15 protein-coding genes are annotated in these 11,758 nt (G+C 71.8%); 9 read left to right on the top strand and 6 right to left on the bottom strand.

All coding sequences use genetic code 11. From position 1 onward, the window contains the following. Positions 1 to 55 precede the first annotated feature (55 nt). Positions 56 to 769: a response regulator gene (locus tag ACUP6Y_RS18860; protein WP_462552387.1), complete on the bottom strand. Its 714-nt coding sequence runs from the start codon at positions 767 to 769 to the stop codon at positions 56 to 58. A 112-nt stretch (positions 770 to 881) separates the two neighbouring features. Beyond that, positions 882 to 1,241: a hypothetical protein gene (locus ACUP6Y_RS18855; protein ID WP_462552386.1), complete on the bottom strand. Its 360-nt coding sequence runs from the start codon at positions 1,239 to 1,241 to the stop codon at positions 882 to 884. A gap of 371 nt (positions 1,242 to 1,612) precedes the next feature. Between ACUP6Y_RS18855 and ACUP6Y_RS18850 the strand changes: the two genes are divergently transcribed. Beyond that, positions 1,613 to 2,299, top strand: coding sequence for a sigma-70 family RNA polymerase sigma factor (locus ACUP6Y_RS18850; protein WP_462552385.1), 687 nt, complete (start codon positions 1,613 to 1,615; stop codon positions 2,297 to 2,299). 73 nt (positions 2,300 to 2,372) lie between these two features. Here the strand turns inward: ACUP6Y_RS18850 and ACUP6Y_RS18845 are convergent, their stop codons facing one another. Genes ACUP6Y_RS18845 through ACUP6Y_RS18835 form a run of 3 tightly spaced genes read right to left on the bottom strand, consistent with a single transcriptional unit; the run spans position 2,373 to position 4,784 of the window. Continuing rightward, on the bottom strand, positions 2,373 to 3,554 hold the full coding sequence (locus tag ACUP6Y_RS18845) for a zinc-dependent alcohol dehydrogenase (protein WP_462552384.1): 1,182 nt from the start codon (positions 3,552 to 3,554) through the stop codon (positions 2,373 to 2,375). Beyond that, a complete protein-coding gene (locus ACUP6Y_RS18840) occupies positions 3,551 to 3,748 on the bottom strand; it encodes a CDGSH iron-sulfur domain-containing protein (protein WP_462552383.1) in 198 nt (65 codons plus the stop codon). The genes ACUP6Y_RS18845 and ACUP6Y_RS18840 overlap by 4 nt, the downstream gene beginning before the upstream one ends. A gap of 7 nt (positions 3,749 to 3,755) precedes the next feature. Next, positions 3,756 to 4,784, bottom strand: a complete 1,029-nt coding sequence (locus ACUP6Y_RS18835) for an iron-containing redox enzyme family protein (RefSeq protein ID WP_462552382.1) — start codon at positions 4,782 to 4,784, stop codon at positions 3,756 to 3,758. A gap of 241 nt (positions 4,785 to 5,025) precedes the next feature. On the opposite strand from ACUP6Y_RS18835, the gene ACUP6Y_RS18830 reads away from it, so the two are divergent. The 8 genes from ACUP6Y_RS18830 to ACUP6Y_RS18795 all read left to right on the top strand — a co-directional run bounded on the left by ACUP6Y_RS18830 (position 5,026) and on the right by ACUP6Y_RS18795 (position 9,990). Continuing rightward, positions 5,026 to 5,715 (top strand): PAS and ANTAR domain-containing protein, encoded by a 690-nt coding sequence (locus tag ACUP6Y_RS18830; protein ID WP_462552381.1) that lies wholly within the window; start codon positions 5,026 to 5,028, stop codon positions 5,713 to 5,715. A 69-nt stretch (positions 5,716 to 5,784) separates the two neighbouring features. Then, positions 5,785 to 6,645, top strand: a complete 861-nt coding sequence (locus ACUP6Y_RS18825; protein ID WP_462552380.1) for an SDR family oxidoreductase — start codon at positions 5,785 to 5,787, stop codon at positions 6,643 to 6,645. Between the two features lie 25 nt (positions 6,646 to 6,670). Further along, entirely contained in the window at positions 6,671 to 6,841 is a 171-nt protein-coding gene (locus ACUP6Y_RS18820; protein ID WP_462552379.1) for a hypothetical protein, read from the top strand. After that, positions 6,838 to 7,308 carry a DUF6328 family protein gene (locus ACUP6Y_RS18815; protein WP_462552378.1) on the top strand — a complete coding sequence of 157 codons (471 nt, stop codon included), beginning with the start codon at positions 6,838 to 6,840 and terminating at the stop codon, positions 7,306 to 7,308. Before ACUP6Y_RS18820 ends, ACUP6Y_RS18815 begins: the two co-directional genes overlap by 4 nt. Further along, positions 7,305 to 7,739 carry a hypothetical protein gene (locus ACUP6Y_RS18810; protein ID WP_462552377.1) on the top strand — a complete coding sequence of 145 codons (435 nt, stop codon included), beginning with the start codon at positions 7,305 to 7,307 and terminating at the stop codon, positions 7,737 to 7,739. Before ACUP6Y_RS18815 ends, ACUP6Y_RS18810 begins: the two co-directional genes overlap by 4 nt. Beyond that, positions 7,736 to 8,968, top strand: a complete 1,233-nt coding sequence (locus tag ACUP6Y_RS18805) for an NRAMP family divalent metal transporter (protein WP_462552376.1) — start codon at positions 7,736 to 7,738, stop codon at positions 8,966 to 8,968. Before ACUP6Y_RS18810 ends, ACUP6Y_RS18805 begins: the two co-directional genes overlap by 4 nt. Before the next feature lie 13 nt (positions 8,969 to 8,981). After that, the gene (locus ACUP6Y_RS18800; RefSeq protein ID WP_462552375.1) at positions 8,982 to 9,680 is read left to right on the top strand and encodes a hypothetical protein; all 699 of its coding nucleotides are present in this window, start codon (positions 8,982 to 8,984) and stop codon (positions 9,678 to 9,680) included. A 40-nt stretch (positions 9,681 to 9,720) separates the two neighbouring features. Continuing rightward, positions 9,721 to 9,990, top strand: coding sequence for a DUF7218 family protein (locus ACUP6Y_RS18795; RefSeq protein ID WP_462552374.1), 270 nt, complete (start codon positions 9,721 to 9,723; stop codon positions 9,988 to 9,990). 9 nt (positions 9,991 to 9,999) lie between these two features. Here ACUP6Y_RS18795 and ACUP6Y_RS18790 read toward each other — a convergent pair whose 3' ends face one another. Next, the gene (locus ACUP6Y_RS18790; RefSeq protein WP_462552373.1) at positions 10,000 to 11,748 is read right to left on the bottom strand and encodes a dolichyl-phosphate-mannose--protein mannosyltransferase; all 1,749 of its coding nucleotides are present in this window, start codon (positions 11,746 to 11,748) and stop codon (positions 10,000 to 10,002) included. Between the last annotated feature and the right edge of the window lie 10 nt (positions 11,749 to 11,758).

Below are 11,758 nucleotides of genomic sequence, written 5' to 3'. Positions count from 1 at the left end.
ACGAAGCCCTCACTGCCCGGCAGGGCGGTGAGGGCCTTGTGCTGAGAACGAGAGCTCAGCCGGCGCGGCGGTCCGGGGCGGGCGCGAGCGGCGAGCCGAGCGAGGTGGCCGACGCGGAGCCGTCCGCCCCCCGCAGCCGTACGGCGAGCAGCGCGGCCTGGGTGCGGTGCTGGAGCCCGAGCCGGGCGAGCAGCCCGGTGACGTGGTTCTTGACGGTCTTCTCGGCGAGGTAGAGCTTCTCCGCGATCTGCCGGTTGGTCATGCCCTCGGCGATGAGGAAGAAGATCTTGCGCTGCTGGGGGGTGAGCTCGCAGATGACGTCGAGCGACTTGCGCTGCATCTCCATCTGCTCGACGACCCGGTTGGCGACGGCCGGGTCGATGAGGGAGTGGCCGCCGGCGACGAGCTTGATGCCGTTGAGCAGTGAGTTGCCCTCGATCTTCTTCAGCACGTAGCCCGACGCGCCGGCGAGGATCGCCGCGGAGATGGCGTCGGGGTCGTCGTACGTCGTCAAGATGAGCGCCTTGATGTCCGGGTCCACCGAGCGCATCTCACGGCAGATGTCGACGCCGGTGCCGTCGGACAGGTTGGCGTCCAGGATGGCGATGTCGGGGCGCAGCTGGAGGATCTCGCGCAGCGCGACGGTGGCGCTGCCGGACTGTCCGACCACCTCGAGCTCGGGATCGGTCGCGAGCAGGCTCGCCACACCGCGGCGCACGACCTCGTGGTCGTCGACGATGTAGACGCGGATCGGGTTCTCGGCTGGCACGGTAGAGATTCTCGGGCGTGACGCGCCGAAGTTCGACGCCTACCGGGCAGGTCGAGCCGGAGGATCTGTGAGCGTGACCCGGAAGGACTAGTCCCTCCTGGCCGAACGACGCTCAGCGGGCGCGGAGGTCGGCCAGCGCGGCCGAGACGTCACGCTCGCTGCGCCGCAGCTCGGCGAGCAGGGCGACGATGTCCCGGGTGGTGAGTCGCTCGTCGTGGGTCGGCGGGGCCAGGCACTCCGCGGCCTCCGCGGCGGTGATCCGGGTGCCGATCTCGAGGCGGTACGACGTGTCGGCGAGCTCGTAGTCGATGTCGGCGACGACCGCGGTGAGGTGCTCGCCGGTCGCCGGGTCGTGGACCACCACGTGCTCACCGGGCTCGAGTCCGCGGCGCAGGTCGGCGGCGGTGTGGCTGAGCGTGAGGGAGCGGCTGCGACGGGTGAAGGGGCTGAGCGCCACCACGATCTGCTCCACCACGACCTCCGGCGGTCCGGGGCGCCGGCTGCGCCCTCACACCTCTTCAACACCGGCGAGCCTGCCCCGTTACGCGCCGACCAGTCCTCTCCTCACTAGTCCGTTCGGACCAGGCCGGATGATCCGGTGGGGTGGTCAGCGGTATGAGGTCGCGCTAGGTTGGGTAGCGAAGCAGCAGACAACCGTGGCCAAGCCCACCGCCACACCGCTCTCGATCTTCGGGAGTACCTGTGTCCATCGCATCGATCCCCACCATCCCCCACCGTTCCGCCGCCTCATCCCCCCGAGTCAGTTCCGCCGAGCGCAAGGCTCGGACCGCGCGGCTGCTGGCCCAGGCGCGGGAGTGCCCACCCGGAGAGAGGGACGACCTCGTGCAGGAGGTCATCGTGCTCAACATCCCCGTGGCTCGCACCCTCGCCGCCCGCTACCGCAACCGCGGCCAGTCCTCCGACGAGCTCGAGCAGGTGGCCTGCCTGGCGCTGACCCGCGCCGTGCAGTCCTTCGACCCGGAGCGCGGCGACGACCTGCTGGTCTTCGCCGTCCCGAGCATCCTGGGCGAGCTCAAGCGGCACTTCCGCTCGGCCGCCTGGGCCGTCCGGCCCCCGCGCCGGCTCCAGGAGATCCGGCCCCGCGTGGTCGCCGCCGAGGAGGAGCTGGCCCAGCATCTCGGCCGGCCGCCGACGCCGCAGGAGCTGGCCGAGGAGCTCGACTGCCCGACCAGCGAGGTCGAGGAGGCGCTGGCCTGCGGGGACCTCGCCCACGCCGCCTCGCTCGACGAGCCGGTCGCCGCGACCGGCAGCCCGCTCGGCGACCTGCTTCCGACGCTGGATGCCGGCTTCGAGCACAGCGAGGCCGTCGTCATGCTCGGGCCGGCCTGCCGCAAGCTCAAGGCCCGCGACCGCAGGATCCTGCGGATGCGCTTCTACGAGCAGCGCACCCAGCAGGAGATCGCCGACGAGCTCGGTGTGACCCAGGTGCAGGTCTCGCGGCTCCTGCAGCGGATCTTCACGGATCTGCGTCGCGCGGTCGGCGTGGACCTGCGTCCGCACGCCGCCTGAGGTGCGACGGCGGTCCACCGGTACCGGTCCCTCGACACGCTCAGGGACACCGCCGGCGGACCGCCGTCGCCGGTCAGGGCCGGAACAGCACCTTCACCATGCCGTCGTTCTTCTCGCGGAAGTCGTGGTACGCCGCCGGCGCCTCCTCGAGCGGCAGGTGGTGGGTCGCGAACGACTCCACGCCGAGGTGGTCCTCGGCCTCCAGCAGCAGCGCGAGGATCTCGTCGCTCCAGCGGCGCACGTTGGCCTGGCCCATCCGCAGCTGCAGCTGCTTGTCGAACATCTCCATCAGCGGCATCGGGTCCATCGGCCCGCCATAGACACCGACGACCGACACGGTGCCGCCGCGCCGGACGGCGTCGATCGCCAGGTGCAGCGCGGCCAGCCGGTCCACGCCGGCGTTGCGCATCAGCGGCTGGGCCAGCCGGCCCGGCAGTAGGCCGACCACCTTGGTCATCGACTCGGCCACGGGCGAGCCGTGCGCCTCCATGCCGACGGCGTCGATCACCGCGTCCGCGCCGCGCCCGCGGGTGAGCTCGAGGACCGTGGTGACGGTGTCGGCGTCGTTGTCGGTGACGATCACCTCGGCGCCGTACGCCGAGACGCGCTGCAGCCGCTCGACGACCGGATCCACGACGAAGACCCGGATCCCGCGCATCAGCGCGATCCGTGCGCACATGTCGCCGATCGGGCCCGCGCCGAGCACGAGCAGGGTGTCCTCGGGGCGCAGGTCGGCGTACTCCACCGCCTGCCAGGAGGTCGGGAGCACGTCGGAGAGGAATACGAAGCGGTCGTCGGGCGGGCCGTCGGGGACCTTGATCGGGAGCTGGTCGGCGAACGGAACCCGGAGGTACTCCGCCTGCCCGCCCGGGACCTGCCCGTACAGCCTGCTGTAGCCGAACAGGCTCGCGCCCGTGCCCTGCTCGATGTTCTGCGTCGTCTCGCACTGGCTGTGCAGGCCACGGGCGCACATCCAGCACCGACCGCAGCTGACGTTGAAGGGGACGACGACCCGGTCGCCGCGGTTCAGCGACGAGACGTCGCGCCCGACCTCCTCGATGACGCCGATCGGCTCGTGGCCGACGATGTCGCCCACCTCCATGAACGGAGCCAGCGGCTCGTACAGGTGCAGGTCGGAGCCGCACAGCCCGCTCGAGGTCACCCGGATGACGACGTCGTCGGGCTCCTGGATCCGTGGGTCCGGCACCTCCTCGACGCTCATCTTGCCCCTGCCTTGCCAGGTCACGGCTCTCATGACTTCTTCCTCCGTCGGTCTCGGTGGCTGTCGTCGCACCAGGGCAGCCGGTCGGATCGTCCGCAGCGGCACACCGCCACGACCGCCCGCTCGACCGGCGCGGCGGTGCCGTCGAGCCCGACCACCTCGTCGGCGCCGCGGACCAGCAGCGGTCCGCCGGGACAGTCGGTGACGACGACCCGTCGACTGCTCATCGTCAGCTCACCCCGCTGCCCGGCTCTCGCGCCCGGCGCGCCAGCCGTCCAGCAGCACCTCGCCCGCGAGGCCGTCGACGCTCAGGCAGGCGGTGGCGCCGAACACCACGTCCGGGGCCAGGTCGGGCTCGTCCTCGACGAGCGCGGCGCAGATCCCGCGGATCGCGAGCTGCTCGTGGACGGCGTCGGCCTCCACGTGCTCGTCGTAGTAGTCGGCGACCGCCTCGGGCAGCCGCAGCCGCCGTGCCCCACGCAGGATCCGCCCGCACGGCAGCGAGCTGGTCGCCTCGAACGCGGCCAGATGCCCCATCGCTGCTCCGCGCAGGCGACGGTTGAGGACGAACAACGACATCAGGTTGACCGAGGCGAGCGTCGCGCCCGTCGCCTGCTCGACGTACGTCGCGAGGTCGGTCGGCATCTCCAGCGCGGCCAGGGCGCGGGCGAACAGCGCCTGGTGCAGCCGGTCGGGCCGGCCGCCGCCGTACTCGTCGTACTGCAGCTCGGCGAGGGCCACCTTGGCGGCGCCGCCGATCCGGGGCAGCACGAAGCTCTGCGGATCCGACTCGCGCAGGTGGTAGACCGCGCGCTCGGCGAGGTAGGAGCAGAACTCCTGCCGGGTGGCACGCCGGTGCAGGAAGCGGGCGACGTCCGAGGGGCCCGAGCGGGCGGTCATCCGGACCAGTGCGGCAGTGACCTGCTCGGCCGGGGTGTCGCCGAGGTCCTCGAGGGCCGGTGCGTCCTCGGGGGTCTCGCTCACCAGCCGGCGCACCGCGTGCTCGAAGGTGCGCTCCAGGGCGGCCCGGCTCACCAGGAGCAGCGGGTCCCACTCGGCGTCCGGGTCAGCGACGTCCGCGAAGCCCCGGTAGTGCAGCTCGTAGAGGACCCACAGCGCGAGCTGGAAGTCCCGGTCGGTGAGCGGGTAGGTGACGTCGCCCATCGCCCGCGGCTCGGGTACGGCGTGTGGTCCGTGGGGGCGCGCGCGCAGGGTCTCGACGACGCCCTCGCTGAGCGGCCCGCAGGGCTCGGGCAGTCTCATCCGGTCCTCATCCGGTCCTCGTCGTGTCTTCCCGCAGCTCGCCCAGGATCAGGCGCAGCAACAGGTGGCGCGCCCGCTGCAGAGCGAGGAGGTGACCCCCTGTTGTGCGTGTGCCGCGGCGTTCGGGATAGTTCTCATCGCAGACGGTCCGTCGTCCCATGGCGTCCTCCTCAGGGTGGTTGCGGGGTACCCCGGACGTCGGCTCGCATACGAGTCACCGAGTCACGCCATGGAGGGTGAGATGGGTCGAGAAGTCCCAGGGGGTGACCTGGCGCCGCTGGTCGGTGCCGATGGTGCGCGGCAGACGGGGCGGTTCGTCTTCCACGTCGCCGACGAGAGGTGGGAGTGGGACGACGACGTCTTCGCGATCCACGGCTATCAGCCGGGCGAGGTCGAGCCGACGACCGAGCTGATCATGCGCCACAAGCACGAGTTGGACCGCGAGCTCGTGGAGCAGACGCTGCAGGCGGCCATCGCCACCGGGGCGCCGTTCAACGTCTACTACCGGATCCTGGTCGGCGACGAGGTCCGCAACGTCGTGCTGTGCGGCGAGGGTCACTACGACGGCCACCGCACCAGCGGCAAGGTCGACCGCCTCGTCGGCTACTACCTCGACCTGACGCCCGAGCTCGAGGCCGAGACCACCGCCGCCGCGGACGCCGCCGTGGCCGCCTCCGCCGCCTCCCGCGACACGATCGAGCAGGCCAAGGGCATCCTCATGCTGGGCTACGGGCTCGACGCCGAGGCGGCGTTCGCGATGCTCAAGTGGTGGTCGCGCAACCGCAACGTGAAGGTGCGGGAGGTCGCCGAGCGCCTGATCCAGGTGGCTCGGGAGGGGCATGTCAGCCATCCTGGACTGCGCCGGTTGCTGGACGCGCTGCTCGACGACCTCACCGCCAGCCGGGCGGCTCCGGGAGGCCGGCCCGACTGAGCTCTGCTCTCGTCGACTCGGGCTCCGCCGTACCCGACTCCGAGCGTTCCACCCGGGTAACGCCCGGAGATGACCGACACCGCGTTCCCCGCCCAGCAGCAGACACCCCCGGGGCTGACGGGGGAGATGACCCCCGAGCCCGACCACGGCGAGCAGTCGTACGTCGGCCACGGCCGCCTCGAGGGTCAGGTCGCGCTGATCACCGGGGGTGACTCAGGGATCGGGCGCGCCGTCGCGATCGCCTACGCCCGCGAGGGCGCCGACGTCGCCTTCACCCATCTCACCGTGGAGCAGCCCGACGCCGACGCCACCGCTGCCCTGGTGCGCGACGCGGGGCGCCGGGTGCTGGCGATGCCGCTGGACCTGCGCACCAGCGACGCGTGCGACGACGCGGTACGGCGCACCGTCGAAGAGCTCGGCGCGCTCGACGTCCTGGTCAACAACGCCGGCTACCAGATGGCCCGCGACCACGCCGTCGACGACCTCAGCGACGAGCGGATCGACCGCACCTTCAAGACCAACCTGTACGCGCTGATCTGGCTGGTCCGCGCCGCCGCGCCGCACCTGCGCAAGCGCCCGGGCTGCATCGTCAACAACGCCTCCATCCAGGCCTTCGAACCCTCCGAGACGCTGCTCGACTACGCCGCCACCAAGGCCGCGATCAACAACCTCACCGTCAACCTCGCCGCCTCCCTCGGTGCCGACGGGGTGCGGGTGAACGCGGTGGCGCCGGGACCGATCTGGACCCCGCTGCAGCCGGCCACTCAGGAGCCGGAGAAGGTCGAGCACTTCGGCACCGACACCCCGCTCGGGCGGGCCGGGCAGCCGGCCGAGGTCGCACCGGCGTTCGTCTTCCTCGCCTCGCCCGGGGACGCGTCGTACATCTCCGGAACGGTGCTCGGCGTGACCGGTGGCAAACCCGTTTTCTGATCCCACCGACGGGTACCGCCGCGACATGGACACCATCCCCGACCCCGAGCGGCCCGTCGCACCGGATGAGCCACCCGTACCCGACGACCCCGACGTCCCGACCGACCCGGAGGCCCCGCTCGACGAGCCGGTCGTCGAGGTCGATCCCGAGCAGGACTACCCGCACGCCGAGGAGGCGGAGGAGGACCGGGCGTGAACCCCGCGCCGGCGGGTACGCGCGAGGGCAGATCACCCCAGCAGATCACCCGCAACCTCAACGAGCTGCTCCAGGAGCTGCGGGTGATGCAGACCGGCGTGCAGATCCTCACCGGCTTCTTGCTGACCGTGCCGTTCACCGACCGGTTCGATGACCTCGACGACGGACAGCAGCGGCTCTACCTCGCCATCTTGGTGACATCGGTGCTGACCACGCTCGTCATCGTCGCCCCGGTCTGCTACCACCGGCTGCTGTTCCGGCAGGGCCGCCGCGAGTGGATCGTGGCCGCCGCGCAGCGCTGCGCCCTCGCCGGTCTCGCGGGGCTCGCCACGGTCTCCGCGGCGGTCGTGCTCCTCGTCTTCGACGTGGTGCTCGGCACCCCCGCCGCCCTGATCGCCGCGGCGGCGGTCGCGCTCGCGTTCACCCTGATGTGGGCCGCGGTCCCCTGGCGGGGCCGCACGAGGTGAGGCGTTCGCAGCGACCGGCCGTCGCGGTCCTCGTCGCCCTGCTGCTCGTGGCCTGTGGCGTGGTCGACAAGCCCGACGCCGCCGCCTGGGACGAGAGTGCGGGGCAGGCGCTCGCCGACGTCGGGAGCCAGGTCGCCACGACCCGCCTCGCGCTGGAGTCGGCGCACGCGGGGCGCACCTGGTCGTCGTACACGACCGTGCTGGTGGTCGACGCCGAGGAGGCGGCGGGCAGGACGGAGGAGGATCTCGCGCGGTTGCAGGTGCCGGCCGCAAGGGCCGGCGCCGCCGCGCGGGTCCACGACCTGCTCGACCGGGCGGTCGGCCTCGTCGGCGAGGCCCGGGCGCACGCCGTCGACGGCGAGTACGACGACCCGGCACTCCTCGACGCGCTCGACCAGCTGTCCGACGAGCTGCGGCGAGCGGCGCCATGAAGCGCTGCTTCGCCGTCCTGCTGGGGATCCTGACCGCCATCGGCGGCTTCGTCGACATCGGCGACCTGGTCACCAACGCCCAGGTCGGTGCCCGGCTCGGGACGTCCCTGGTGTGGATCATCCCGGTCGGCGTGGTCGGCATCTGCGTCTTCGCCGAGATGTCCGGACGGATCGCCGCGGTCAGCCGGCGCGCCACCTTCGACCTGGTCCGCGAGCGGCTCGGTCCGCGGATGGGCTTCCTCAACCTGGTCGGCTCGATGCTGGTCACGCTGCTGACCTTCATCGCCGAGATCGGTGGCGTCGCCCTCGCGCTCCAGCTGGTCACCTCGCTGCACCACCTGCTGGTCGTCCCCTTCGTCGCCGTCGCGGTGTGGATCGTGCTGTGGCGCGCCAGGTTCTCCTCGATCGAGAACGTGCTCGGCCTGATGGGCCTGGCCCTCCTGGCCTTCGCCGTGGCGCTGTGGCAGCTCGGGCCCGACTGGGGCGAGCTCGCCGCGGGGCTCTCGCCGGCCGAGAAGCCGGAGGCGGAGAGCTGGGCGACGTACGCCTTCTTCGCGGTGGCCCTCTTCGGCGCGGCGATGACGCCGTACGAGGTGTTCTTCTTCTCCAGCGGAGGCGTCGAGGAGCGGTGGACCCCCAAGGACATCGGCGTGATGCGCGCCAACGTGTTCATCGGCTTCCCGCTCGGTGGCCTGCTGTCGGTCGCGATCGCGGCCTGCGCCGCCACGGTCTTCCTGCCGGCGGGCGTCACGGTCGAGACGCTCGGCCAGGTCGGGCTCCCCGTCGCGGTCGGGCTCGGGAAGATCGGGCTCGCGGTCGTCGTCCTCGGCTTCTTCGCGGCCACCTTCGGCGCCGCCTGCGAGACCGGGCTCTCGACCGGGTACAGCCTCGCGCAGTACTTCGGCTTCCCGTGGGGCAAGTACGTCCGGCCCAAGGAGGCGGCCGGCTTCCACCTCATCCTGCTGCTCGTGACCGTCGTCGCCGCCGGCGTCCTGCTCACCGGCGTCGACCCGATCATGGTCACCGAGATCTCGGTGATCTTCTCGGCGATCGCACTGCCGTTGACGTACTTCCCCATCCTCGTGGTGGCCAACGACCCCGACTATCTCGGCGAGCACGTCAACGGGCCGCTCGCCAACGCCCTGGGCGTCGTCTATCTCGTCGTCATCGCCGTCGCGGCCGTGGCCGCGATCCCGCTCATGATCATCACGTCCATGGGACAGGGCTGAAGGGAGTGTGCTGATGGGCTCGCTGGCCGAGCGCAACGGGTACGACGTCGGGCTGCACCTGCTCGACCGGCAGGTCGTCGGCGCCGACGACCGCCTCGTCGGCAAGGTGGACGACATCGAGCTGCTCGTCGAGGACGACGGCGGGCTGGTGCCGACGGCGCTGCTGATGGGCCTGCCGGCCCTGCTGCCGCGCTTCGGCCGGAGACTCGGCGGGGGGCTGGCCCGCGCCCACCGCCTGGTCCGGGAGGCGGCGGCCGACCAGGATCTGCCCCTGGTCGTCGACTTCGAGCTGGTCGCGGAGGTGACCAGCGACGTCCGACTCTCCGAGCCCGGGCCCGGCCTGCTGCACCGGATGGCCCACGAGCGCGCCGCCGACCCGCGCCGGTGCCGGGTCGGGGACCTGCTCGGCATGCCGGTGCGCTGCGCCGCGCTGCCGCACCGTGCGGAGGTCCTCGACCTGCGCCTGGTCGGATCCCCGGACGGCGCCGGGGAGCACCGGGTGGTCGCGCTCCTCGTCGGCCCCGGCCGCCCCGGCGCCCTGCTCGGCTACGACCGCCGCAGCGAGCCCGGCCCGGCCGCCGTCGCCGCCGTCGTCCACTGGCTGCACCGCCACGCCCGCTCCGTCGATCTCGGCCCCGGTGTCCGGATCGACCACGAGGCCGGCGAGGTCACCATCGCTCCCGGCACGTCTCTCTCGCCGCTGCGCGGGTAACGCGGGGGCGTACCTGGTTCCCGAGCGACGAGGAGGAGTCATGCCCGGCAAGAAGCACGGACCCGGCATCAAGAACCCGGACGCCTACGAGGAGATCCGCAAGGACGGCGCCAGCAAGGAGAAGGCCGCCCGGATCTCCAACGCCATGGCCTCCGAGGGCGCCAGCAAGGTCGGTCGCCGCGGCGGCAAGGCCGGCGACTACGAGGACTGGACCGTCGACCGGCTGCGCAAGCGCGCCCGTGAGCTCGACATCGACGGCCGCTCCTCGATGAAGAAGGACGAGCTGATCGACGCGCTCCGTCACCACTAGCGCGAGCAGTCAGACCCAGCGGGAGAACCAGATCCGGTCCAGCCACTCGCTGTGGGTCAGCATCTGGTTGGTCCAGATCGGCCAGAACCAGGCGAAGTTCACCAGGGTCAGCACGACGAACGCCCCGCTCACCACGACACCCGCCGTACGCCGGGGCGAGGGCGCGCGGGAGGGCCCGATCAGGGTCCCGATCGTGAGGGTGATCGCGATGATCGTGAACGGCAGGATCGCGATGGCGTAGAACAGGAAGATCGGCCGGTCGTCGTACATCATCCACGGCAGCCAGGTCGACAGCGCGCCGACGACGGCGAGGCCGTAGCGCCAGTCCCGGGCGCCGACCCACATCACCACCGCGAAGATCAGGGCCAGGACGCCGCCCCACCACAGCACCGGGGTGGGGAGCAGCAGCACCTGCTTGATGCAGTCGCTGTCGGGGGGCGCGTCGCAGCCGGGGGTGTCGGGGGAGATGTCGTTGGTGACCGCGACGCCCACGGGCCGGTTGATGAGCAGCCAGCTCGACGGCTTGGACTCGTAGAAGTGGGTGGAGCAGTTCAGGAAGTGGGAGTGGAAGGTGTAGACGTCCTGGTGGTAGTACCACAGCGAGCGCAGCGACTGCCACGCCTCACCCGGACCGGTCGCGTCCTTCTCGGTCGCGGTGGGCCACCTCTTGGACGTGTCGAGGTCGTCGGCGACGTAGTGCTGGTCGTCGGAGTCGGCGTCCTTCTCGCAGTGCCCGTGCCCGGTGTACTGGCGGTACTGCGTCGAGCTGAGGTGCTCCTCGTACTCCTGGGCGTGCGCCAGCCAGCCGCCCCAGGTGCCGATGTAGACCAGCAGTGCCACCACGACCAGGGAGAGGAAGGCGGGGATCCCGTCGGCGATCGCGCCCTTGACCAGTGCCCAGCGGATGCCGAGCGAGCGCCGAGCGCCGGCACTCCACACCCAGCACAGCAGGCCCAGAGCGCCGAGGGGGAACGCCGCCGTCCACTTGGTTCCCGCCGCCAGGCCGAAGCAGACGCCGGCCGCCAGCAGCCACGGCCGGAACAGGATCCGAGGGCCCCAGCCGGTCAGCGCGACGCCCTCGTCCGTACGACGAGCCCGGCTCGCCAGCCTGGCCCGGTGCCAGTCACGGTCGGCGACCAGGCAGGAGACGGCGCACAGCAGGAACAGGGCGAGGAAGATGTCCAGCAGCGCCAGCCGGGAGAGCACGAAGTGCAGCCCGTCGAGCATGAGCAGGGTGCCGGCGACGCAGCCGAGCATGGTCGAGCCGGTCATCCGTCGTACGAGCCGGCACATGACCAGCACCATCAGCGCGCCCGCGACGGCCGACGCGATCCGCCAGCCGAAGGGGTCCATCCCGAAGGCCTTCTCGCCCAGCGCGATCAGCCACTTGCCGACGTCCGGGTGGACGGCGAGCGACGGGTCGCCGGTCCACACGTTCTGGGTGTGCCCGGCGAGGATGTCGGCGTTGATGTCGGTCTTGGTGTTGCCGTCGACATCGGACAGGTAGGTCTCGATGTAGCCGTTGTTGAGCAGCGACCAGGCGTCCTTGGCGTAGTACGTCTCGTCGAAGGCGAACCGGTGCGGGTTGCCGAGGCCCACCAGGCGCAGGGCGAACGCCAGCAGGGTGAGCCCGATCGGCCCCAGCCAGCCGACCAGCCGCTGCTGTCCCGACAGCCGGCGGATCGGGCTGACGGCGCGCTCGACGGCCAGCGGCACCCGGCGGCCGAGCGCGGTGCGGGAGAGGCCGACGACGGTCACGGGGGGCAAC

It is taken from the genome of Nocardioides sp. S5-5 (genome assembly GCF_054954065.1).
This window is presented reverse-complemented; position numbering and strand designations above follow the sequence as displayed.